The sequence below is a fragment of the Pseudomonas sp. SCPG-7 genome (assembly GCF_002156405.1).
GTDB lineage: Bacteria > Pseudomonadota > Gammaproteobacteria > Pseudomonadales > Pseudomonadaceae > Aquipseudomonas > Aquipseudomonas parakoreensis.
In genome coordinates this window covers 1-20,796 of sequence record NZ_MVOO01000016.1, presented here as the reverse complement: position 1 = coordinate 20,796, position 20,796 = coordinate 1, and the positions used below count along the sequence as shown (strand labels likewise).

Genomic DNA, 20,796 nt, shown 5'->3' with positions numbered 1-20,796 from the left:
CTGTTCTGAGGAGAGGGAGATATGAGCCAGACCAAGAACAACCTGCGGGCGCCCTCTGTAGACGAAGCGCCCCTCGGTATTCTGGATCCGCAAACGCTTCCTCCCGGGGGAGCGACCGTCAGGATAAAACCCTGGACGCCCATGACGTTCCGCGATCACGTTTACTTGTTCGTCGGCGATACCTACACCGATGACCTGCCGATCAGCGCCGGCGCAGTCGACAAGGATGTCGTGTTCAAGGTCGACGCGTCGGAATTTGTTGCCGACGAAAATGACATCGTACCGATTCGCTACGAAGTGCAGCTGTATCAGAGTACCCGCGAACCTTCGGACACCCTGAATCTGAAATTGCAGACGGGTTTCGACGCTGCCGCCACACTGGATCTGAGCACTGAACACTACGTCGTATCTGTCGACAAGCCCCCGCCTGTGCCTCCGCCGGCGGCGCGCATGACCCGTAAAGCCACGTGGGGCCAGGCGCCCTACACCTACGAAAGCACCGATCCGTTGATCGCCAGTGCCGATGCAGAATCGGGCGAGATCACCGCCCTCAGCAACGGCGCCTGCACGATTCGCGCGACCGACAGCCAGAGCCAGAGCCGCGAGTACCCACTCACCGTCAAGGGTATTCAGGAAGTGCACTTCCTGAGTGCCGGTGCGGATTGGGAGGGCATGACCAGAATTTGTACCGCTGCAAAACTGCAACCGATCACCCTCGCCCAGACGAAACGCCTATGGACGCTTTATTTCCCCGACAGCGGCCCCGTCGCGGATTTCCTCGAGTGGCTGAACTACCCGGTATGGACCGCCGACATCCTTGGCGCCAATACCGCCTGGACTTACGACCTCAACGGTTCATCGGTCAATGACAACGCCACCAGCCAGGACATGGCCTCGTTCTGGCAGGTTTTGGGTATCTCCCAGACTTGAGCGACTGCGACCAAAGACTTGTGGAGATCACCATGCGCAGCACATCGCAAATCAGATGTCTGTTGCTCGGATTGGCGCTGTTCGGCAGTGTCAGCCAAGCCGCAACCGGTCCGGAAACCGCTCACCTGCTCAACCAGCGCTACCAGAGTACCCTCAGCCAGTGTCCAGGAGACAACCCGGCGTATTTTTGCAGCGGTGTATTGCTGCGTGGCAGCCAGGGAGCTGAAGAGTTCTGGAAGCACAATGCAGACACCACTCAACTCGGCGCAGAGGGCATGAACTATCTGCGCGCCGACCTCGACACCCGCACGCTGGCGCAAGCATACGGTGCGGTATTCAATGATCAGTTCAGCGCGATCGGCCTGGGCAAATCGCTGGATGTCCTGTGCGTCTATCCGTTCGAATTTCCGATACCCGCCACCAGACCGGAAATGGGCTGCGGCTGGGCCGCCGCCGCAGTGCAACGAGCGCCGGACATCAGTTCCTGCACGGCGCTGGGCGTGACTGACGCACAAGGCTGGCTCGTGCACTTCGCACAGCAATCCAATGAGGCTGTCGCGCAATGCTCACTCAGCAGCCAGAACCCCGCACAGTTCAAGGCCAGCCTGCTTGCACACCAAGGGCTCGACACCACGTGGTCTGCACGGCCGATGCGGGTGCAGGTGCGTAACTGGGACGAACTGGACCCTGCGAAGTTGGCACTGCAAGCATTGTTTTATGACGTGACGCAGACCGGCTCACTGCTCGGAGCACAGAAAGATCAACGCGATTATTTCAAGGCTACCGGTGAGTGGTTGCCGATCCTGCGCATGGATCTCGGCCAACCTGCGGACAGGGTGTTCGGTTTCAACCTTCAGGACCAGTTGTACATCGGCTACGATGTGGTTGCGCGTTTGAATGCGCGATCAGTGGACACGCGAACAACCTGTCTGGGCAATAGCGCTGCATTCCACTGCAGTGGTGTACTGGTGCGCTCGACCAATGTCTCCACCGCCTATCACTCCTGGGATCCCAGTGACAGCTCCATAAACGGCAATGGGGTTTCGTTCACCTACATCGCGGACGGTACACGGATTACCCGCACTTACAAGCCACAGGGGTTCATTGTCCGGGAGTCCTTTGCCCCCTCCGGCAAACCATTGACCGTTCGCTGTCTGTACCCGTTTGACGCCGGCACCTCCGGCTCGGCCGATATCTGTCGAACCCACGGCGGCCAGTGCGAGGAGCTGGGTATCACCACCCGGGAGCTGTGGATTGCACGTTACGCCACCAGCCCCACCCGCACGTGCGCGTTCAACACCCAAGCGCAAAACTTTCAGCTGGCGACCACGGTACGGCCCGACGCCACTGATCCTTTGGGCTGGAACGAATTGATCATGGCGGCGTGGACCGAAGACGATCCGCAACACCTGCCACTCGAGGCGTTCGCCGTTTTCACCCCCTCTCACCAAGCTGGAGACGGGCTGGTAGGGGCTCGATACATTCAACGCGATTATTTCCAGGTCACGGGGCGCTTCCTTCCGGTCGTGCGTGTGCTGTTAACGGCAGCACCTGGTTCGACGTTCACTTATGACGTCGAGGATCAGGCTCTGGGAGATTCGAGCACGCAGGCTTTGTCGACAGCAATCCCGTTCCAGCCAAGGGCGATGCGGGACGACTAGGGTGATAGCCCCGGGATCCAGAACGGCTACGCACGCAGACCATGATCCTGGAACCGTTGGTCGAAAGACCCTGCGCACCTGTCAGATCTGACAGTACCCCTCTCCCCGCCCCTCAGGTTCAATAAAAAACCGTCTGCGATCCCATTGCGTGCTCGTTCAGGAGTTTCGTCATGCTCACCCCCAGTCCGCTTCTGTTTCCCCATCTCGACCAGCCCGTCACCCTGGCGCTTCGGCCCATGCAGATCAGCGGCGCAGTCACGCCAGTCGAGGAGGCCGATGGCGGGATCAATATTGCAGTGGTCGAGGAAAGCGCCAGCGGTGTGCTGTGCGTAATTGTGGCGTACCTCGACATGCTGGAGGGTGATGAAAATGTCGTTTACTGGGACGACGCTCCTGTGCTTACCCGAAAGGTTGAAGCGGGGGAAAAAGACACGCACCTGTTCTTTTACCTGGACAAAGCGCTGTTCACTCCCGGTCTGCATGAGTGTTTTTATGAGTTGACCCGGTTCGGCGAAACCGCCCCGGACGATCCCTCTGTGGTGTCGCTGTTTCTCGTCAAGCTCACCAACCCCGGTGGCCGAGACAGGGAACCTCATCTGCCCGACGGGCACTCCGAACTGCACATCGCGCAATTGCCACAGGAAATCATCGATCAGGGATTGATCGACGCGGAGTGGGCAAAAAAAGGCGTTCCCCTCACGGTTCCTGCTTATCCGGAAATCAGGGTGCGAGACACGATTCTGATGCGCTGGGGCAGCCATACCCTGGCGCCGCACCTCGTCACACTCACGCAGGCGGAAGGCAGGGATCCCATCGTGATCGTCGCCACGCAGGAAGACATTCTGGCCGGTGGCGACAGCGCGGCACTGGAAATCAAGTACGACCCTCACGATGAAGTATGGAACTGGTCTTCCCGGCACTCCAAACGCACGCGGGTCGCCGTCGACGCCGGCGCCTGGCGCCTGGCTGCCCCGATTATCAAGGAGTCGGTCAATCAGATCATCACGATCATCAACTTGAACAAGGAGGACGTCACGGTCCAGGTCCACATCCAGGGCTCGGATTTCGCGCTGAACGACTCTGTGAAAATGACCTGGATCGGCACCCCCTTCAGCGGAAATCCGTTGATTCACACCGAAACCAGACTGGTGGTGAACATTCCGAGTGTCATGGAATTCAAGGTGCCGTACGCGCAAGTCCGCGCCATCGCCATGGGCCGGGCTGATGCCTCCTACGTGCTGACGAAGGCAGACGGGAGTCCGCCGTTATCCTCCAAACGCGAATTCGCCGACGTGGTGGGTGACGTTTCGATGCCGGACGCACCGACGATTGTCGAGTTACTGGGTGACCTACTCGAGTCGGACAGGCCCTACGCTACGGTACTGATCAAGTACCTGAGCATTGCCAATGGCGATCTGGTCGCCATTCACTGGATAGGAAAAAAGTCCAACGATCAGCCCTATGTCCATGAATTCACGCACACCGTCAGTGCCAACGAGGCGAAGGAAGGCTTTTTCACTGCTTACGTCGACGCAGAGCACATCGGCGTGCTCGACAACGGCAGTCTCGATCTTTGGTACACCGTGTCCAATGACAAGTCGGAGCTCTTCGGCGTCAGTGATTCAGAGCATCTGTTGGTCAAGGTGCAAGCCGTCACCGCGACACTGCCCAGGCCCGAGGTGGAGGAAGCCGACAAAAACCCCGATGTGCTCGACCCTTCCAAAGTCTTCGATGTCGTCCACATACTCATCGAAAATCCGCCGACGCAAAAAGACGACATCGTGACCTGGTACTGGCAAGCGACCCACCCGTTCGGCAGCACCAGCGACTGGGTGCCCATCACCTCGCTGAGCGCCGGTAAAGCGCTGCGTTTTCGAGTGCCCGCGAACTTCGTGACGATCAGCATCGGGCAGTACGTCAAGGTGCGTTACTCGCTAAAGCACGCGTCCACAGGTTTATACAGTCACTCCGCCGTACTCAATCTGCTGATCGGGTCGCTGGTAGGTGAATTGCCACCGCCGCAAGTCAAACAGGCACCGAACGCCGTACTCAAAGCAATGGATGGGTTGAACGGTGTGGACGTCAACGTCAGCTACGACAGTATGGATCCCGCCCTCGATATCATCCCCCTGCACTGGATCGGAACTCCAGGCGCCGGTACATCAACAGATATTGAGTTTCCCGGGCACAGCAGTGGCAGCGTGGACGTTCATCTTCCCCCAACGCTCATTGGCCCCAACATCAACAAAACCGTGGACGTGAAGTACTTGGTGCGCCGCTATGGCCACGAGACTGAATCAGAGTCGCTGGGCCTGAGAGTCACGGGATTCGACGACCCCGAGAAGGATCTGCCTCGCCCTGACGTATCTGAGTCAGACAGCAACCGGGTCCTGGATCTGATGACGTTCAACGGGAACGCCACAACGCTCGTTGCCAAGTGGCATTACATTGCCCTCAAACAACGCCTCTGGCTCAAAGTGGAAGGCAAGACAACGGCGGGCGGCGACTACGTCATCCGGATGCTCGATGGCGACGAGATCACTCCGGCGCAGGTCGGCAGCGGGCTGAATGAAATCCTGCTCAGAAGCGAATTGATGAAACTGGGGCATTCCTCACCGGCAAACGTGATTTGCAAAGTCTCGTTTGATGGCAGTGCTCAAGAAGCCGATGCGATTGAGTTTCCGAGGTTGCCGCTGACGATCAGAACCCGATATGACTGGGTGACGCCTGTCATCACCAGCGTGACAGATGCCCGTGGCGACGTACCCGAAGGGGGGAAAACCCGTTACAAGCAGGTCACTGTCAAAGGCACTGCAACTCGCGATGAAACGGTTGAGCTTTTTGATGCAGTTTCGACATCCCTGGGCACCGCGTCCGTAGATGAAAAAGGCGAATGGACCCGCATCATCAGCGGTTTGACCGAGAAACCCTACAGCATTACCGCCAAGGCGTTGTACGGCGCCGATCCGGTCACCAGCAATCCCAGAACCTTCGAGGTCAAGTTCGCTGAAACCCCGGAGATCAACAAAGTGACCGACTCCAGAGGCCTGGTCGCCCCCAACGCCATCACCTACGACAACAGTGTCGCGATCGAAGGCAGCGCTACACCCAACGAGCGGATTCAGCTTCAACAAAGCGGGACACCAATCATCGACCTCCCTGTCGACCCAAGCGGAGTCTGGCGACGTACACTTTCCGGATTGACGGTAAAAAGTTACGTACTCAATGCCAAGGCGCTTTATGACATTCAACCAGAGCTGAGCCCCCCCTATCCTTTTCGCGTCGGGCAAGCCGTCACACCGACCATTTCTCGTGTGGTCGATGTGAAAGGCGACGTCGAAGCGGGCGGGACGACCTACTACAAGAGTGTCACGTTGCACGGCAAAGCCAGTCCCAATGAAAAGATCACGCTTAGCGATGGAAACACTGCGATAGACACGGTAGACGTCAAACCCAGCGGCGACTGGGAATATTCCTACGGCAATCTGACGTTAAAAACTTACAGTCTGACAGCCAAAGCCGAGTACGGCAGCGAACCTGTCTCTGCACCACCGAGGGTATTCACCGTTGCCGCGTTCATTTCCCCGAGCATCACCTCGGTGACCGACAGCAGAGGGCCGTTAAGGCAGAACGAAACCACCTATGACTCAACGGTTGCTCTGCTGGGACAGGCGACACCCAAAGAACAGATTCAGGTTTACAACAAAGGTACAGCTATCGGCCCGCCCGTCACTGTCGGTGTCGATCGGCAATGGCGCTCGACTGTCACAGGGTTGGGAGTGACGTCACACAGCCTGTCGGCAAAGGCGCTCTACCCCGTTGATCCGGTCGAAAGTCAGCCGTTCAACTTCAATGTGGCCGCCCACACCCCAGTGACGATCACGTCTGTGCACGATGGCATCAGCGAGCTGCTGAACGGTGCGGAAACCAAAAGCACCTCCGTCACACTGCGAGGTAATGTCACCCCTGATTTCGAGGTGCAAATCCACGACAACAACTCGCCCAAACACACAGTGCGTGCCATAGGCAGTACCTGGACCACAACACTGGGTGTTGGGCTGGGCCCGCACTCGATCACGGCGAAGGCCGTGAGCACCGGGCAGTTCTCGGGGGCGCGCACGTTCAGGGTTATCTCACCGATTCCGCCACTGACCATCAACCCGGCACCCATGAGTCTGAATGCCTGGCACTTCAGGGATGGCAACACACCAACCAACCCTCCTTCCGGCGCCTTTGGCGACAGATCGGCAAGTGGCGGCGTGCCTCCCTACAGATATGCTTCCAGCAACCCCAACGTTGCGGAAGTCAACATCAGCAGCGGGCGCGTCATTTCCAAGGGCAACGGTTCGGCAACCATCACGGTTACGGACGGTGCCAATCAAACCGCCAGTTACACCGTCACCACTTCAAACGTGGACCATCTGTTTGGCACAGGCATCTTCGGTACCCACACCTCATGTGCAAACGCGGCGGCCGGTATGGGAGGAAGAATTCCTTCTCTGGCCGAATGGCGAGCCTATATCAATAACTACGCCGGCCAACGCACGATCGAAGGCTGGTGCTGGGCGTCTGACTCGGGCGGCTTCGCCAAACGGATGGTGATCTACCCGGCCACAGGCCAGACTGAGACCCGACCCGATTTCGGTGGCGCCGGCGGCTCCGCCGGTGGCGTAGGCATTCGACGCGCATAAAGGCCAGGCACAAAAAAGCCGCTACTCCCTGAAGGAGTAGCGGCTTTCCTATATTCGGGGGCCGTGACTTACCAGCTATACCGCACCCCTACATTCCCCCCCCAAGGCTGCTCGATATGCTCGCCATTGGCGTAATCCAGATCGACATGCACCTGCCATTTGTCCGACATGGCCACCGCCACACCAGCGCCGAACTCCGCCCGTGAACCCGACAGGTCATTGTTGAACACGTTATTGTTGACCTGCACTTCGTTGTTTTTGGCAAATTCGTGAGCTATCGCTGCACGTACATAAGGTTGCGCAACGGCACCATTGCCAATGTCGAAGTTGCGCCCGGCCGTGGCGCCTGCCTTGCCCAGGAAAGAGCGGGTACGATCACCCTCGGCCTGCATGTCGTTGTCCAGGCTGAAGCGTTTGCCCTGGATCTGCGCTGCCGAAAACTGAACGAAGGGTTCAATGAAGTAATCGTTGCTCAACTTGATGTGACGACCGCCTTCAACCGACGCGCTGACACCCCAGTTATCGTAATCGCCCTTGGCACGCGTGCCGTCGCTCAAACCGACCTTGGCCTCGTTCCGGAAACGGTTGAATTTCAGCACACCGTCAACGTAGTAACCGGTGTCGCGGTCCATCCACGTCACATACGGCCCGAAGTAATAACTCTTGACCGTGCCCGAGGTGCCATGTTCAAGACTCAGATCGGACTCACTAAAGCCCACCATCACGCCCCCCAGTACATCGCTGTCATTGAGTCGGGCGTCGGCCCCGAGGGAAAGCCCTTGCTGGTTCTGCTTGTACGCCACACCGGAACTTTCGGACACGTTGTACTGGTTGCCATAGGTGCGTACCCAGGCGCCCGACTGGCCACCGTTGAACCGCAACTCACCCATGCGGCTGCGCAATGAGCTGGCTTCGCCGTACAACAGGGTAATCGGAGAATTGAACAAGGCCAGTACCGCACTGGCGCCGGGGCTGATCACCTGGGTGGTCGGGTCGAGGAACCATTCCGTACCGCCCGTTCCACCTTGTCGTTGGGCCAGGTCATAGGACCAGGTACCGAGATCCACTCGCCCGCCCGTCAAAGCAAATTGCGCATCACCAGCGGCGGTGCGCACCAGAGTCAGTTGCTGCGGGTTCACTGCATCCAGACCGGACGCCGCCACCAGCAACCCGAACGACCCGGTCGCCACACCTGTGACATTGAGCAAGTCATGCTGGCCCGTGGCGAAGTTGCCCTTCATCGCGAAGGTGCTGGAACCGTCCGGCGAACCGGCGAGCGTACCGACGTTCAACTGGTAGAAGGTATTCGGTACATCCTGCGCACCAAAGCGAACCGTCCCACCACTCATGGCGAGAGTTCCTACGGTGTCGTTGCCCGTCAGGGTCCAGATCGAACCGCTGTTGACGGTTACGCCATCGACCTTGTCGAGACGGCCAGTGAACTGCGAACTGTTCTGCAGGGTGACGTTGGCGGTCGAACCGTTTTCGACCAGCACATCGCCGGTCATCCGGCCTTGATCGAAGGTCAGGTTGCCGGTGCTGTTGCCGGCGATGTTGATGTTGCCTTGCAAGTTGCTGTTGGCGACGGTCATGGTGGCGGTGGAGGCGCCCTGGACGTCGAGCAGGTTGTTGTTGCCGGCGAGCAGGCTGGCGCCGTTCGACAGGTTGATGGTGGCATCGGTACCGCGATCAACCAGAACTGCTGAGCCATTGATCCCTTGTACAGTGGCGTTATCCAGCGAGAGCGAACGGGCGCCGACATTGTCCGTGTCGTTGACAATGCGCACGCCTGTCGCCTGACCGCTGATGACAGACCCGGCGGAGGCGTTGAGCGCACCGCCAAGAAGATTCGCACCAATGCCATTGCTGCCAGTACCGGTCACTTGCGTATTGACCAGCGACAACGTGCTCAGCCCCGTGACTTGCGCACCGAAAACATCACCACGGATCTGACTGTTGGAAACATCCACGGTGGAGCCGCCAGCGGCAATTGAAGAGCGGTTGACAGCCAGACCGATGTCGTCGCTGGTCACAGTGGCCTGGTTGATGGTGCCCCGGCTGCTGGTGACCAGAATACCTTCGACGCCAGGATTGCTGGCGACCGTGGCGCCATTGATGTTCAGCGTCGAGCCGGACTGAACGGTGATCGATTGGGTGGTGGCGCCATTGACGTTCAACACACCTCTGTTGCGCACCAGATAATCGATCGGTGCAGTCGTTGCGTCGATATCCAGTGAAGTGTTGTTGACGATAACAGCTGCCTGCACACCACTACCGAAAAAAGAGAATGCAGGTATGAATATAAACGCACCCAACGTGCTTTTTACAACGGGTCCATTAAACCAGACACTCAACGCCTTCATGACTTGTCCACCTCCAAAACCATTACAAAAAAATGCAAGAAGCATCTGCATGAAAAATCGAGCGCGAACAGTAGTCGGATCCCCCACAAAAAACTGTAGGAAAAGTCCGAAAGCCAAAGAGGAAATAACCCGAGCACTACCGCAAAAAAACGGGAGGTATTGAACCTCCCGTCTTCCTCACTTAAATCGGGCAAGGATTACCACTGCCTGATTCCATATGCACCCTGACAAAATCGCTGGACTCCACCGGTCTTCCATCAATATCAGCCACATAACTGATCTTCCCCCACGCACTGCCTGTTGCAAGCAGTTCCTGATAACGGATTTTCAAAATGAACCCAGCATCCACCTCCTGATCGGTAGGTGTATAAGTGAAAGCGTATTTTGTATTCGGCTTTTCCGTAGCGCCCGCCTCATCGGTATAACCTTGATAAACGCAAGACAGGGTCTGACCCTTCAATTGATTCTCCCCACCTGCAACCAGCGCGTGAGCACACTTGACAAGGACAGCATCTGTTCGTAACGAATTACAGTTGAGCAGAGGAGGATCAAAATCATCGTCCATATATTGAAAGGTTACTGCTGGCGCTACGCTTGGACGAATGAACACCTCAACCTCCCGAGGCAATGAAAACTCTTCGTTATCGTTAACAGCTGGATTGGTCAACTTGTAACTTACCGGTAGTTTTGCATCATTCCCTCCAAAGTCGACAACCGACCATTCAATAGTCCACTCCAGCTCACCGGTCTCCGTTCCATCCAACTCGATAACACCACCGTCCGCTTGGGAAACTTCTACGCCCTTCCAGATAAGTGTCGCAATGTCCCCATCTTTCACATCATCAAAAACTGCCACCTTCACTGATACCGTCTGGTCTATGTCGTCTTCAGACAGAACGTTTGGAAGATTGCCTCCTTGCCCTTGAACTGTCACCGGAGCGAGATCCGGGTTAGGGTTCTCTCCCCCCTCTCCTGGACCGGGCCTGCGAAGATCGACATCAATATCTTTTGTGAGAGGCCCTGTTAATGGATGGCGAGCATTCCCGCGCTTTATCTGATAGCTGGTAGTAATCTTCTTGGGGCCAAGGTTGTCGTTGAACAGTGCAGCGTAAGGAATATCCAGATAGTAAGGAAAACCTGTAATTTGAACAGCCTTTAATGTGGTGCCATCAACGGTAACTTCCAACTCATCCATGCCATCGATGAAGTTGGTGTACTGAGTTGTTATACCGATCCCCAATGGCGTCCGGGCATCCGCCAGATCTACCAGTTTAATGGGAGTATCGTCATCAAACAGCGGGATATCAGGTGGGAGCAATCCCGCAGGAGGATCTGTCAGCGATATGTTGACCTTCTTGAATGGAGAAGGTGCACTCGGGTTACCCTTGCGGTCTTCCAGCGTATACCAAAGTTCTTTTTCGCCTTCCTCCTTTCCAATGTGGTCGCTGGTCAGATCGAAAGTTACCGGTGTAGTTGTATCTGGACGCTCAAACTCTCCAATCAAGACAGCACTTGGCAAACTGACTCCGAAGTAACAGCGAACGGTATCCTTGATTTTTTTTGTAGGGTATTCAGGAATACCCACCACCACAACACCACCATTGTTATCTAGATAGGTTTTAGTAATACCAAACTGCTCCACTTCGGGCGGAAGTGTCACCAAACCATTTGGAGTAGGAGCCTGGGTATCAATATTGATTATCAGAGATTCTACCGGATCAGTATTGCCACCATGATTTAATACATAACCCAGTTCATGCGAGCCTGGATCGACCGTCAAACCCTCAGGGAGCACCAGATCAAATTCAGTTATTGCCGAATCAATCGGCGTGGTGTAGTTAAATCGAGTTCCTGTAGGAGTAGCATCCCAGGTCAACCGTAAAAAACCCGGTACTGAATTGGGATCATCTGCCTTGGGAAAACGAGGAATCACAACCTTGAGTGCAGCGCCCCGAAGACTGCTGTGCAATTGATTTGGCAAGTCATCGGCTTCGTCGCCAAGTAGAGGATTATCCGCATGCAACTTGGGTGGTTCCAGATCAGCGACAGCCATGCTTTGGCGAACCCTGAGATAGCGTGCACGATTCTCTGCGGGACTTAACGGTTTAAAAATGGTCATTGTCATTATCCTTTCCAAATTTAAATAGCTGGCCAAGGGTGCTATAAGCCTGCACCAGCACTCATTGAAAACTGACAACTTTCAGGGAACTGCAAAAGCCTCAACAGCAGTCAGCACAACTTATGTCAGCGTCCGGCAACTCAAACGATCCGGCGCCACAGATATTACTTCGAACAAAGATCCACATCCGGCCCGCAAACTGCGCCGCTGGGCATTGTTCTATTGATAATTACAAAATCGAATTTCGATACTCCACGACCGCCATTACTTTTTCTCAAAAAGTACTGACAGAGCGCCGACCCGTTATTCACCATGGGCTCAATCAACCGTTGATAGTCCGTCACCAGCACGTCAAAGCCATTGCGTGCCTGATCAAGAGTCAGCTTCGTTTCGAACGAGTCCGCGACGCCCGAAATAGGAGAGGTACCGTTGGGGCCCTGACACCCTTGCCAACGCAGCTCGACAATATCGTTCTCATCGAACGCGTCATTACCCTCGATATGAACTTTCACATGCACCCACAACCGTGGGTTGGCGCAGCAATCGAGGAGCCCTTCCCGCCCGCCATCCGGGAAGGTTGGTTCGGGCATATTCCTGATGATGACGATTGCCACGTCCACCCGAGTAGTCCGGGCCAGTTGCTGGTTCACACCGTTATCGGTGAGGTAATGCACAGGCAGCGCCGGATTTTCCTTGTCCTGGTCGATAAACTCCCAAGGGATGCTGAAGGGAATTTTTTTCCCGGCTGTATCACCGGGCCTAACCTCATACTCCGCGACGGGTGCGCTGATGGCTCCCCAGAACACAAAGACCTTTTCCCCTGGCAAAGGGTTGTCATGCAGCGCCAGGTACCCATCGGCGTTTAATTCATAGTCGTCGGGAAGCAGCTTGTTCAGCTGTTTTGAAACGGCTCCGTAAATCTCGACCTTCGCCAGCCTGGTGTTCAACAGCGCAGGTGCATCGGGGTGGTCTTGACCCGCGACCGTAAAGTTGAAGGGCACGGTTGTTTCCGGTGACGGCGGCGTCGGCGTCCCGCCCCGACTGACGCGATAGTCGATACGCGCGTCCATGGGACCGAGCCCGTCGGCCGTCAATGTTGACCAGGGCACGGCCGCGATCTGTACCGGCTTCGAAGGATCGACATCGAGCGGTGCCAGATCATGACCATTCCACCGAATCAAAAGCTTGTCGGAGGCATCCGGGTTGTCATAGTTATCGATTTCGACCGTAACAGCCTGCTGATTCGAAGCCCCTTCGCGGGCATGCTCGCGGTCGATCAATCCCCTGGCCGATAACGGGACACGTGGCGGGTTGAGTTTGCCGGGCCCGGGTTTCAAATCGACGAACACCGGCAACGTAGTAGAGCGCGGTCCGATGTTGCCGGCCCAGTCCCGCAACTTGTAATAAAAGTAACGTGGGCCGTGTCCCTTGGCCCGAATGTCCGCTTCATAAATCGTGATGATCAGTTGCTTCTGATCGATGTCCTGCTGGCTGAATGCTTGCTCACGTATTTCCTGTTCGGAGTCCGGCGGATTTTCTTTTTCGGTCAGGAAATAGATCGCACGATCCCGTGCCCTGGCATCCGGATAGAACGGGACTTGAAACCGGACCTCGCCAAAACGAATGAGATAGTCATCGGTGATATCGCCCGGAACGTTCAGCATGATCAGGGCTGTCGGTTGCTGATTATCATTCGGAGGGACCCGATCAACCGTCACTCGTTTACGAAAAGAATACTCCTTGTTCCCGCCGTAGTTCAGCTCGTAGGACAAGTCATAAGTGCCAGGATCCAGCTTGTCCTGCGGGACTTTCAAGACCTTCTCCCCCGGTTCATCAAATGTCTCGCGGTAGACCTCAGTGAACGGGCCGCCCTCAAACACCCAACTGATGATAATGATGTAGGGGATCGGAGCATCGAAGTAAGCCGGCTTCCAATTGGGGACAATCACTTTCACATCATCGTTCAGAGCATTGCGCGGCAGCAGCCCATCGGGGCTCTCGTTGCCATTTTCATCCTTGAGAATGATGGGAACTCTGGGTTTCTCCAGGACGGGATCCTCAGGATCGGCCAGCTTTTGAGTCATCGGCATTGCAGACGCCCTCTCACGATATCGACCCACGCTCCCAAAACATCTGCCCGTTATCGGCAGGTTGAGGATTCGTTGCTCTGAAGTGATTTAACGGCGTTGTATATTCGCTGGCTACTGTCAGAAATTACAGGTTTTGCTACCGTTCGTCGGAGATTTGGATCGCTGTCACCTTGCAGAACGGCATGAACAGAGCGGTTCAACAAACCGGATCGGAGCCTGAATCAGGCTGCGCATCCTAGCGCCAGTGCCCGGTACCTCATCGCCCCGGTATCGACAGCGAAGAACTGCTGGTCGATGGGTGCGAGACACTGAACTCGGCCAAGGTCATGGCCAATGACTTTCCCGGGCCGATGGACGGATTGCAACGGCATGTGTTGTCGAGGATTGCGCAGCTGATCATGCTGGGTGGGCCGGCGGTGAATCGGGTGCCGGATAATCTGCAGTTGAAGGCTGAGGCGCCACTCTCGCCTGAGCAAAGAAAAACCCGCCGTTCCAATCAGCCGGAGCGGCGGGTTTTGTCGTTTCAGGCCTTGATCAAACCGTGTCAACCTTCAACGAATGATCATTCAACATGCCGCTGATGATCGTCGCCGTGTCGTGCCCACCGGCTACCACTCCACCCGCCCCTGGCGTTACACCGTAATGACTGGCGAGGTTGACGCCGGCGAGGTCGATGGTCTGGTTCGGCGTGGCGCCGGCCAGGGCGCTGACGTCGATGCTGGTGAGCACCGAGGCGCCGCTGCCGGTGACGGTGAAGTGCAGGTAGTCGTCGAGCGACGCGGTGGTGCCGTTTTCACCTTGCAGCAGTTGCGACAGGTCGAGCTTGTCGGTGCCGGGGGTGAAGTCGGTGATGGTGTCGTGGCCAGTGTTGCCCTTGAGGTACTGGAAGGTGTCCGCTCCCGCTCCACCGGTCAGGGTGTTGTTGCCCATGCCGCCGATCAGCAGGTCATCGCCACCACCACCGTTGAGGATGTCGTTGCCCAGCCCGCCGTTGATCACGTTGTTATTGTTGTCGCCGGTCAGGGTGTCGTTGAAGTTCGAGCCGACCAGGTTTTCGATGTTGCTGATCGTGTCAGTGCCGGCGCCGATGGTGTTTTGCGCACCGAGCAGGCCGAGGTTGACCGTAACCCCGGCGGTGGCATGGGCATAGCTGACCGTGTCGATGCCGGTACCGCCGTCGAGAATGTCGTTGCCCGGACCGCTGTAGAGCAAGTCGTTGCCCGCACCGCCGTGCATCTCGTTGTTGCCGGAACCGGCGGTCAGTACGTCGTTGCCGTCGCCACCATTGAGGAGGTTGTTGCCGCTGCCTGCTACCAGAATGTCATCCCCGGCAGTACCGGTGAGGGTGTGGCCATCCTGATAGGTGATGCTGACATTGGCGGTGTCGCTGCCGCCATGGTTATCGTTGGCGGTGTAGGTGCCGTTGAAGTCCGGCGTCACGTCGTGGGCGCCGGCGTAATTGACCGTCATGGTCAGTTGGTAGTTTTCCGCTGCCGTCGGATTGCTGCCGCTGGTATTGCTGATGTTGGTCACGTGGATCTGGTAGGTACTGTCGGCGCTGGCGGTGATGGTGCCGCCGTCGGCGATGCTGACGAACGCGCCGCCGTTGACCGAGTACTCCATGGTGACGTGGCCGGCCGCCAGGTTGTGATCCAGGTTGAGGGTTTCGCCCTGCTTCAGTTTGACGGTGATCAAGTCCTCATCGTTGGCATTGGCGTTGGTCACCGCACCGAGGTAACCGCTGACCACCAGCACCGCGGTCATCGCGGCGGTGTTCGCCGCGAACGCGTTACGCACGTCGGCCAGGTTCTGGTTGGCCGCCGTGTTGCTGGTGCCGTTGAACGTGATCGCGCCGGTACCGGTGAAGTCCGCGCCCTTGGCCACCCACCCGGTGTTGAAGGTGGTTGGTGAGGCGTTGAGCGTGTCGCCATCCGGGTCGGTGTCGTTGGCCAGCAACAGTTCGCCCGGCACCGTGACGCTGCTCGACAGCACGTTGGTGATGACGTGGTCGTCCACCGCCACTGGTGGCGAGTTGGGGATCACTTTCACGGTCAGCGTCGAGCTGGCGAGGTCGCCGTCATTGTCGCTGAGGGTGAAACCGATGTTCTCGGTGATCACCGTGGTCGTGGTTTTCTGCGAGGTGTAGCTGTAGTCGCCGGTGTCGAGGTTGATTACCAGGGTGCCGCTGTTGTTGGTGGCGATGCTGATCGTGTTGTTCACGGTGTTGAACGTGCCGTGGTTGGTGCCGCCGCTGGCGGTCAACGAGCCCTGGCCGCTGTTGGCGCGCGGGTCATAGGTGTAGGTGGTGCCGTCGACCACGATGGATTTGATGAAGCCACCATCGGCGCCGAAGGTACCGCCCTCGCCCAGTAGCGAACCGGTGACTGGCGCACCTTCCACAGTGCCCGACAGCACCGAGTTGAGCTGATTGAGGTCAGTGACCACCACTGCGTTGGTGTTGGTGTGGCTGATGCCGTCATAGGCCAGCGGGTCGAGGTTGGCGTTGCTCACACCACTGCCCAGGCCGATGGCGTAGTTCTTGATGCTGTTGGCATCGAGGAAGTTCTTCAGCGCGGTCTCGTCGGCGGTGCCGATTTCCTGGCCGGTGGTCGGTTTGCCGTCGGAGAAGAAGTAACCGACGTTCTGCGCCCCGGTGAGTTTGCCCGAGGTATTGAAGGCGGTTTGCATCATCGCCACCGCCGCATCGTAGTTGGTGCCGCCGCCCGCCGTGAGGCCGGCGAGAATCGATTTGGCGGTCGCTACGTCAACCCACACCGAGGTCCTGTCGGTGGCGCTGCTGCTGAAGGTGACGAGTTGCACCTTGACGTCGCCGAGGTCGTCATATTTGTCGAGCAAGGCACTGATCGCCTGTTTCGCCAGATCCAGCCGCGACAGGCCCGGCACGCCGGACGGGTCGACCATGCTGCCGGAAATATCGAGGACGATCAGCAGATTGGAATCGATCTCCACCGCCGCCACCGAGCGGTCCGACGCCACGGCTTTGGGCACGTCATCAACGATGTTGACTACGAGGGTGCTGGTGGTGCTGTTGCCCAGCGCATCGGTGGCTTTGTAGGTGAAACTTTCGCTCAGGGTATTGGCGCCGTCGTTGGCGTTCGGCGTGGTTTTCGGTGCCGAGGTCAGGGTGTAAGTGTAGGTGCCGTCGGCGTTGAGCTGGATCTGTCCGTAGGTGCCGGTGGCGCTGCCGACCAAGGTATAGGTGATCGCCCCGCTGCCGCCGGTGACCGCACCGACCAGCGTACCGGTGGCGGTTTCGCCGGTGTTGCTCGGGTCGCTGCCGGTGACCGTGCCGGGCGCCAGGTCCTGGCCGTCCTTGGTCAGGTCGAGGGCTTTTTCGTAGACCGTCACGTCCTGATCGACCGAGGCCACCAGTTTGCTGTCAGCGACGTTAATGGTGAGGGTGGTGGTGCTTTCGTCGCCGTCACCGTCGCGGATGGTGTAGGTGAACGTGTCGGTGGCACCCGGTGGGCTTACCGAGTTCGGATTGCTGTGGTAGATGGCGTTGCCCGCCGCGTCCAGAGTCAGGTAGCCGTAAGTGCCGTTGATGTTGCTGTTGAGGCCGCCGATCGCCGAGCTTGAGGTGTCGCCGCCGGCGCGCACGCCGACCACAGCACCACCTGCCGCTGCGCCGTCCGCACCAGTGACGTCATTGCCCAACACGCTGACATTCACCGTACCGCCCTCCACCACCGAGCCGGTGTCGGCCTTGGCGGTCGGCAGGTCATCGATGATGTTGACGTTGATCTGGCCGCTGGCGGTGCTGCCGTCGCCGTCAGTGGCGACAACGTTGAAATTCTCGGTGAGGCTGTTGGCGCCGTTAGCGGTCGGGTGAGCCTCATTGTCCACCAAGGTGTAGCTGTAACTCACCACGCCCGTGGCCGGGTTGTAACCGGTAATGGTCAGGGTGCTGCCCAATGGCGTGACCGCCGATTGCGGGAAGCCTGCGGCCACACCATTGCTGACCACGGCGATACCACCGACAGTGAGGGTTTGCAGGCCATCAAGCGCAGTCACGGTGAACGTGCCGCTCTGGGTCAATGCTGATGGATTCGGGCTGCTGCCGTCGCTGAGGTTTTTCTCGTAGACCGTGAGTTCGCCGCCGTTGACGTCGAGACCGTTGAGGACCACCGGATCGTCGTTGTTGTGGATCTGCAGCACCAGATTCGCAGTGCTGGTGTCACCGTCCGAGTCGGTGATGGTGTAAGTGAACGTCTCTGTCCCATTGCCGCCGCCGTGCAGATTCTTGAAGTCGGCATCGGTCGGGTTGAGCGTGTAGGTGTAAGTGCCGTCGGTGTGCAGCTCTAGGGTGCCATAGGTGCCGGTGAAGGTACCGGCAGTGACCGGGCCGGTCGGTACGCGGTCGGCGCCTTGTACGTCGTTGGTCAGCACGTTGCCGGTCAGGATCAGATTGGTTTCCGACGCGTGTTGGCGTTGCTGTCGTTCACCGCTTTGGGCAGGTCGTCGATCACGTTCACATCGAGGGTCGCATTGGCAGTTGTGCCGTTGTCATCGACCACGGTGACGGCGAATTGCTCAGGCAGGTTGTTGGCGCCGTTGGCAGTTGGATGGGCGTCGTTGTGGTCGAGGGTGTAGCTGTAGCTGACCACTCCAGTCGCTGCGTTGAAACCGGTGATGGTCAGCGTGCTGCCCAACGGCGTGGTGACCGATTGTGGGAAGCCTGCAGCTACGCCATTGGTGACCACGGCGATACCGCCCACAGTCAGGCTCGTTACACCGTCTTGCGCAGTGATGGTGAAGGTGCCGCTCTGGGTCAGCGCGGTTGGGTCGGGAGCGCTGCCGGTGCTGAGGTTTTTCTCGTAAACCGTCAGCTCGCCGCCGTTCACGTCCAGGCCGCTGATGACCACCGGATCGTCGTTGTTGTGGATCTGCAGCACCAGATTCGCGGTGCTGATATCGCCGTCCGAGTCGGTGATGGTGTAGGTGAACGTCTCTGTACCATTTCCACCGCCGTGCAGATTCTTGAAGTCGGCATCGGTCGGGTTGAGCGTGTAGGTGTAAGTGCCGTCGGTATGCAGCTCCAGGGTGCCATAGGTGCCGGTGAAGGTACCGGCAGTGACCGGGCCGGTCGGTACGCGGTCGGCGCCTTGTACGTCGTTGGTGAGGACGTTGCCGGTCAGGGTCAGATTGGTTTCCGACGCCGTGCCCGTGTTGCTGTCATTCACCGCTTTGGGCAGGTCGTCGATCACATTGACGTCGAGGGTCGCATTGGCCGTGGTGCCGTTGTCATCGACCACGGTGACGGCGAATTGCTCGGGCAGGTTGTTGGCGCCGTTGGCAGTTGGATGAGCGTCGTTGTGGTCGAGAGTGTAGCTGTAACTCACCACCCCCGTAGTCGCGTTGAAACCAGTGATGGTCAGCGTGCTGCCGAGCGGCGTGGTGGCCGATTGCGGGAAGCCTGCAGCCACACCATTAGTAACCACGGCGATGCCGCCCACGGTCAGGCTCGTTACACCGTCTTGTGCAGTGATGGTGAAGGTGCCGCTCTGGGTCAGCGCGGTTGGGTCAGGAGCGCTGCCGGTGCTGAGGTTTTTCTCGTAAACCGTCAGCTCGCCGCCGTTCACGTCCAGGCCGCTGATGACCACCGGATCGTCGTTGTTGTGGATCTGCAGCACCAGATTCGCGGTGCTGGTGTCACCGTCCGAGTCGGTGATGGTGTAAGTGAACGTCTCTGTGCCGTTACCGCCGCCGTGCAGATTCTTGAAGTCGGCATCGGTTGGGTTGAGCGTGTAGGTGTAAGTGCCGTCGGTGTGCAGTTCCAGGGTGCCGTAGGTGCCGCTGAAGGTACCGGCAGTGACCGGGCCGGTCGGTACGCGGTCGGCGCCTTGTACGTCGTTGGTGAGGACGTTGCCGGTCAGCGTGAGCGTGGTTTCCGACGCCGTGCCCGTGTTGCTGTCATCGACCGCTTTGGGCAGGTCGTCGATCACGTTCACATCAAGGGTTGCATTGGCAGTGGTGCCGTTGTCGTCGCCCACCGTGACGCCGAACTGTTCGGAAAGCGAGTTGGCGCCATTGGCAGTCGGATGCGCGTCGTTGTGGTCGAGGGTGTAGCTGTAGCTGACGACACCGGTTGCTGCGTTGAAACCAGTGATGGTGAGCGTGCTGCCGAGCGGTGTAGTCACCGATTGCGGGAAGCCTGCAGCCACGCCATTGGTGACCACGGCGATACCACCGACGGTCAGCGTGGTGACGCCGTCCAAAGCGGTGATGGTGAAGGTGCCGCTTTGGGTCAGCGCGGTTGGGTCGGGAGCGCTGCCGGTGCTGAGGTTTTTCTCGTAGACCGTGAGTTCGCCGCCGTTTACATCCAGGCCGCTGATGACCACCGGATCGTCGTTGTTGTGGATCTGCAGCACCAGATTCGCAGTGCTGGTGTCGCCGTCCGAGTCGGTGATGGTGTAAGTGCACGTCTCTGTCCCATTGCCGCCGCCGTGCAGATTCTTGAATTCGGCATCGGTCGGGTTGAGCGTGTAGGTGTAAGTGCCGTCGGTATGCAGTTCCAGAGTGCCGTAGGTGCCGGTGAACGTACCGGCAGTGACGGGGCCGGTCGGTACGCGGTCGGCGCCTTGTACGTCGTTGGTGAGGACGTTGCCGGTCAAGGTCAGATTGGTTTCTGACGCGGTGTTGGCGTTGCTGTCGTTCACCGCTTTTGGCAGGTCATCGATGATGTTCACATCGAGGGTCGCATTGGCAGTTGTGCCGTTGTCGTCCACCACGGTGACGGCGAACTGCTCGGGCAGGTTGTTGGCGCCGTTGGCGGTTGGGTGGGCGTCGTTGTGATCCAGCGTGTAGCTATAACTCACTACACCGGTCGTTGCGTTGAAACCGGTGATAGTCAGCGTGCTGCCGAGCGGTGTAGTCACCGATTGTGGGAAGCCGGCGGCCACACCATTGGTGACGACCGCG

The 20,796-nt window shown here is 58.1% G+C and carries 7 protein-coding genes and 1 pseudogene; 4 read left to right on the top strand and 4 right to left on the bottom strand.

The window, feature by feature from the left end:
* Window positions 1-21: 21 nt before the first annotated feature.
* The 3 genes from B1722_RS23415 to B1722_RS23405 all read left to right on the top strand — a co-directional run bounded on the left by B1722_RS23415 (window position 22) and on the right by B1722_RS23405 (window position 7,282).
* Window positions 22-930: a hypothetical protein gene (locus B1722_RS23415; RefSeq protein WP_086794523.1), complete on the top strand. Its 909-nt coding sequence runs from the start codon at window positions 22-24 to the stop codon at window positions 928-930.
* 32 nt (window positions 931-962) lie between these two features.
* Complete coding sequence (locus B1722_RS23410; RefSeq protein ID WP_052510609.1) at window positions 963-2,591, top strand: hypothetical protein; 1,629 nt, start codon at window positions 963-965, stop codon at window positions 2,589-2,591.
* A gap of 170 nt (window positions 2,592-2,761) precedes the next feature.
* On the top strand, window positions 2,762-7,282 hold the full coding sequence (locus B1722_RS23405; protein WP_086794521.1) for an Ig-like domain-containing protein: 4,521 nt from the start codon (window positions 2,762-2,764) through the stop codon (window positions 7,280-7,282).
* A gap of 68 nt (window positions 7,283-7,350) precedes the next feature.
* Here the strand turns inward: B1722_RS23405 and B1722_RS23400 are convergent, their stop codons facing one another.
* The 3 genes from B1722_RS23400 to B1722_RS23390 all read right to left on the bottom strand — a co-directional run bounded on the left by B1722_RS23400 (window position 7,351) and on the right by B1722_RS23390 (window position 13,854).
* Window positions 7,351-9,549: an autotransporter outer membrane beta-barrel domain-containing protein gene (locus B1722_RS23400; protein WP_256198934.1), complete on the bottom strand. Its 2,199-nt coding sequence runs from the start codon at window positions 9,547-9,549 to the stop codon at window positions 7,351-7,353.
* A 277-nt stretch (window positions 9,550-9,826) separates the two neighbouring features.
* A complete protein-coding gene (locus B1722_RS23395) occupies window positions 9,827-11,764 on the bottom strand; it encodes a hypothetical protein (protein WP_174376942.1) in 1,938 nt (645 codons plus the stop codon).
* 164 nt (window positions 11,765-11,928) lie between these two features.
* A complete protein-coding gene (locus B1722_RS23390; RefSeq protein WP_086794519.1) occupies window positions 11,929-13,854 on the bottom strand; it encodes a hypothetical protein in 1,926 nt (641 codons plus the stop codon).
* Between the two features lie 269 nt (window positions 13,855-14,123).
* On the opposite strand from B1722_RS23390, the gene B1722_RS30190 reads away from it, so the two are divergent.
* Entirely contained in the window at window positions 14,124-14,435 is a 312-nt protein-coding gene (locus tag B1722_RS30190; RefSeq protein ID WP_371851400.1) for a DUF6124 family protein, read from the top strand.
* Here B1722_RS30190 and B1722_RS23380 read toward each other — a convergent pair.
* Window positions 14,389-20,796: pseudogene (locus B1722_RS23380) on the bottom strand (Ig-like domain-containing protein); the annotation flags it as partial. The gene B1722_RS30190 and the pseudogene B1722_RS23380 sit on opposite strands and share 47 nt — an antisense overlap.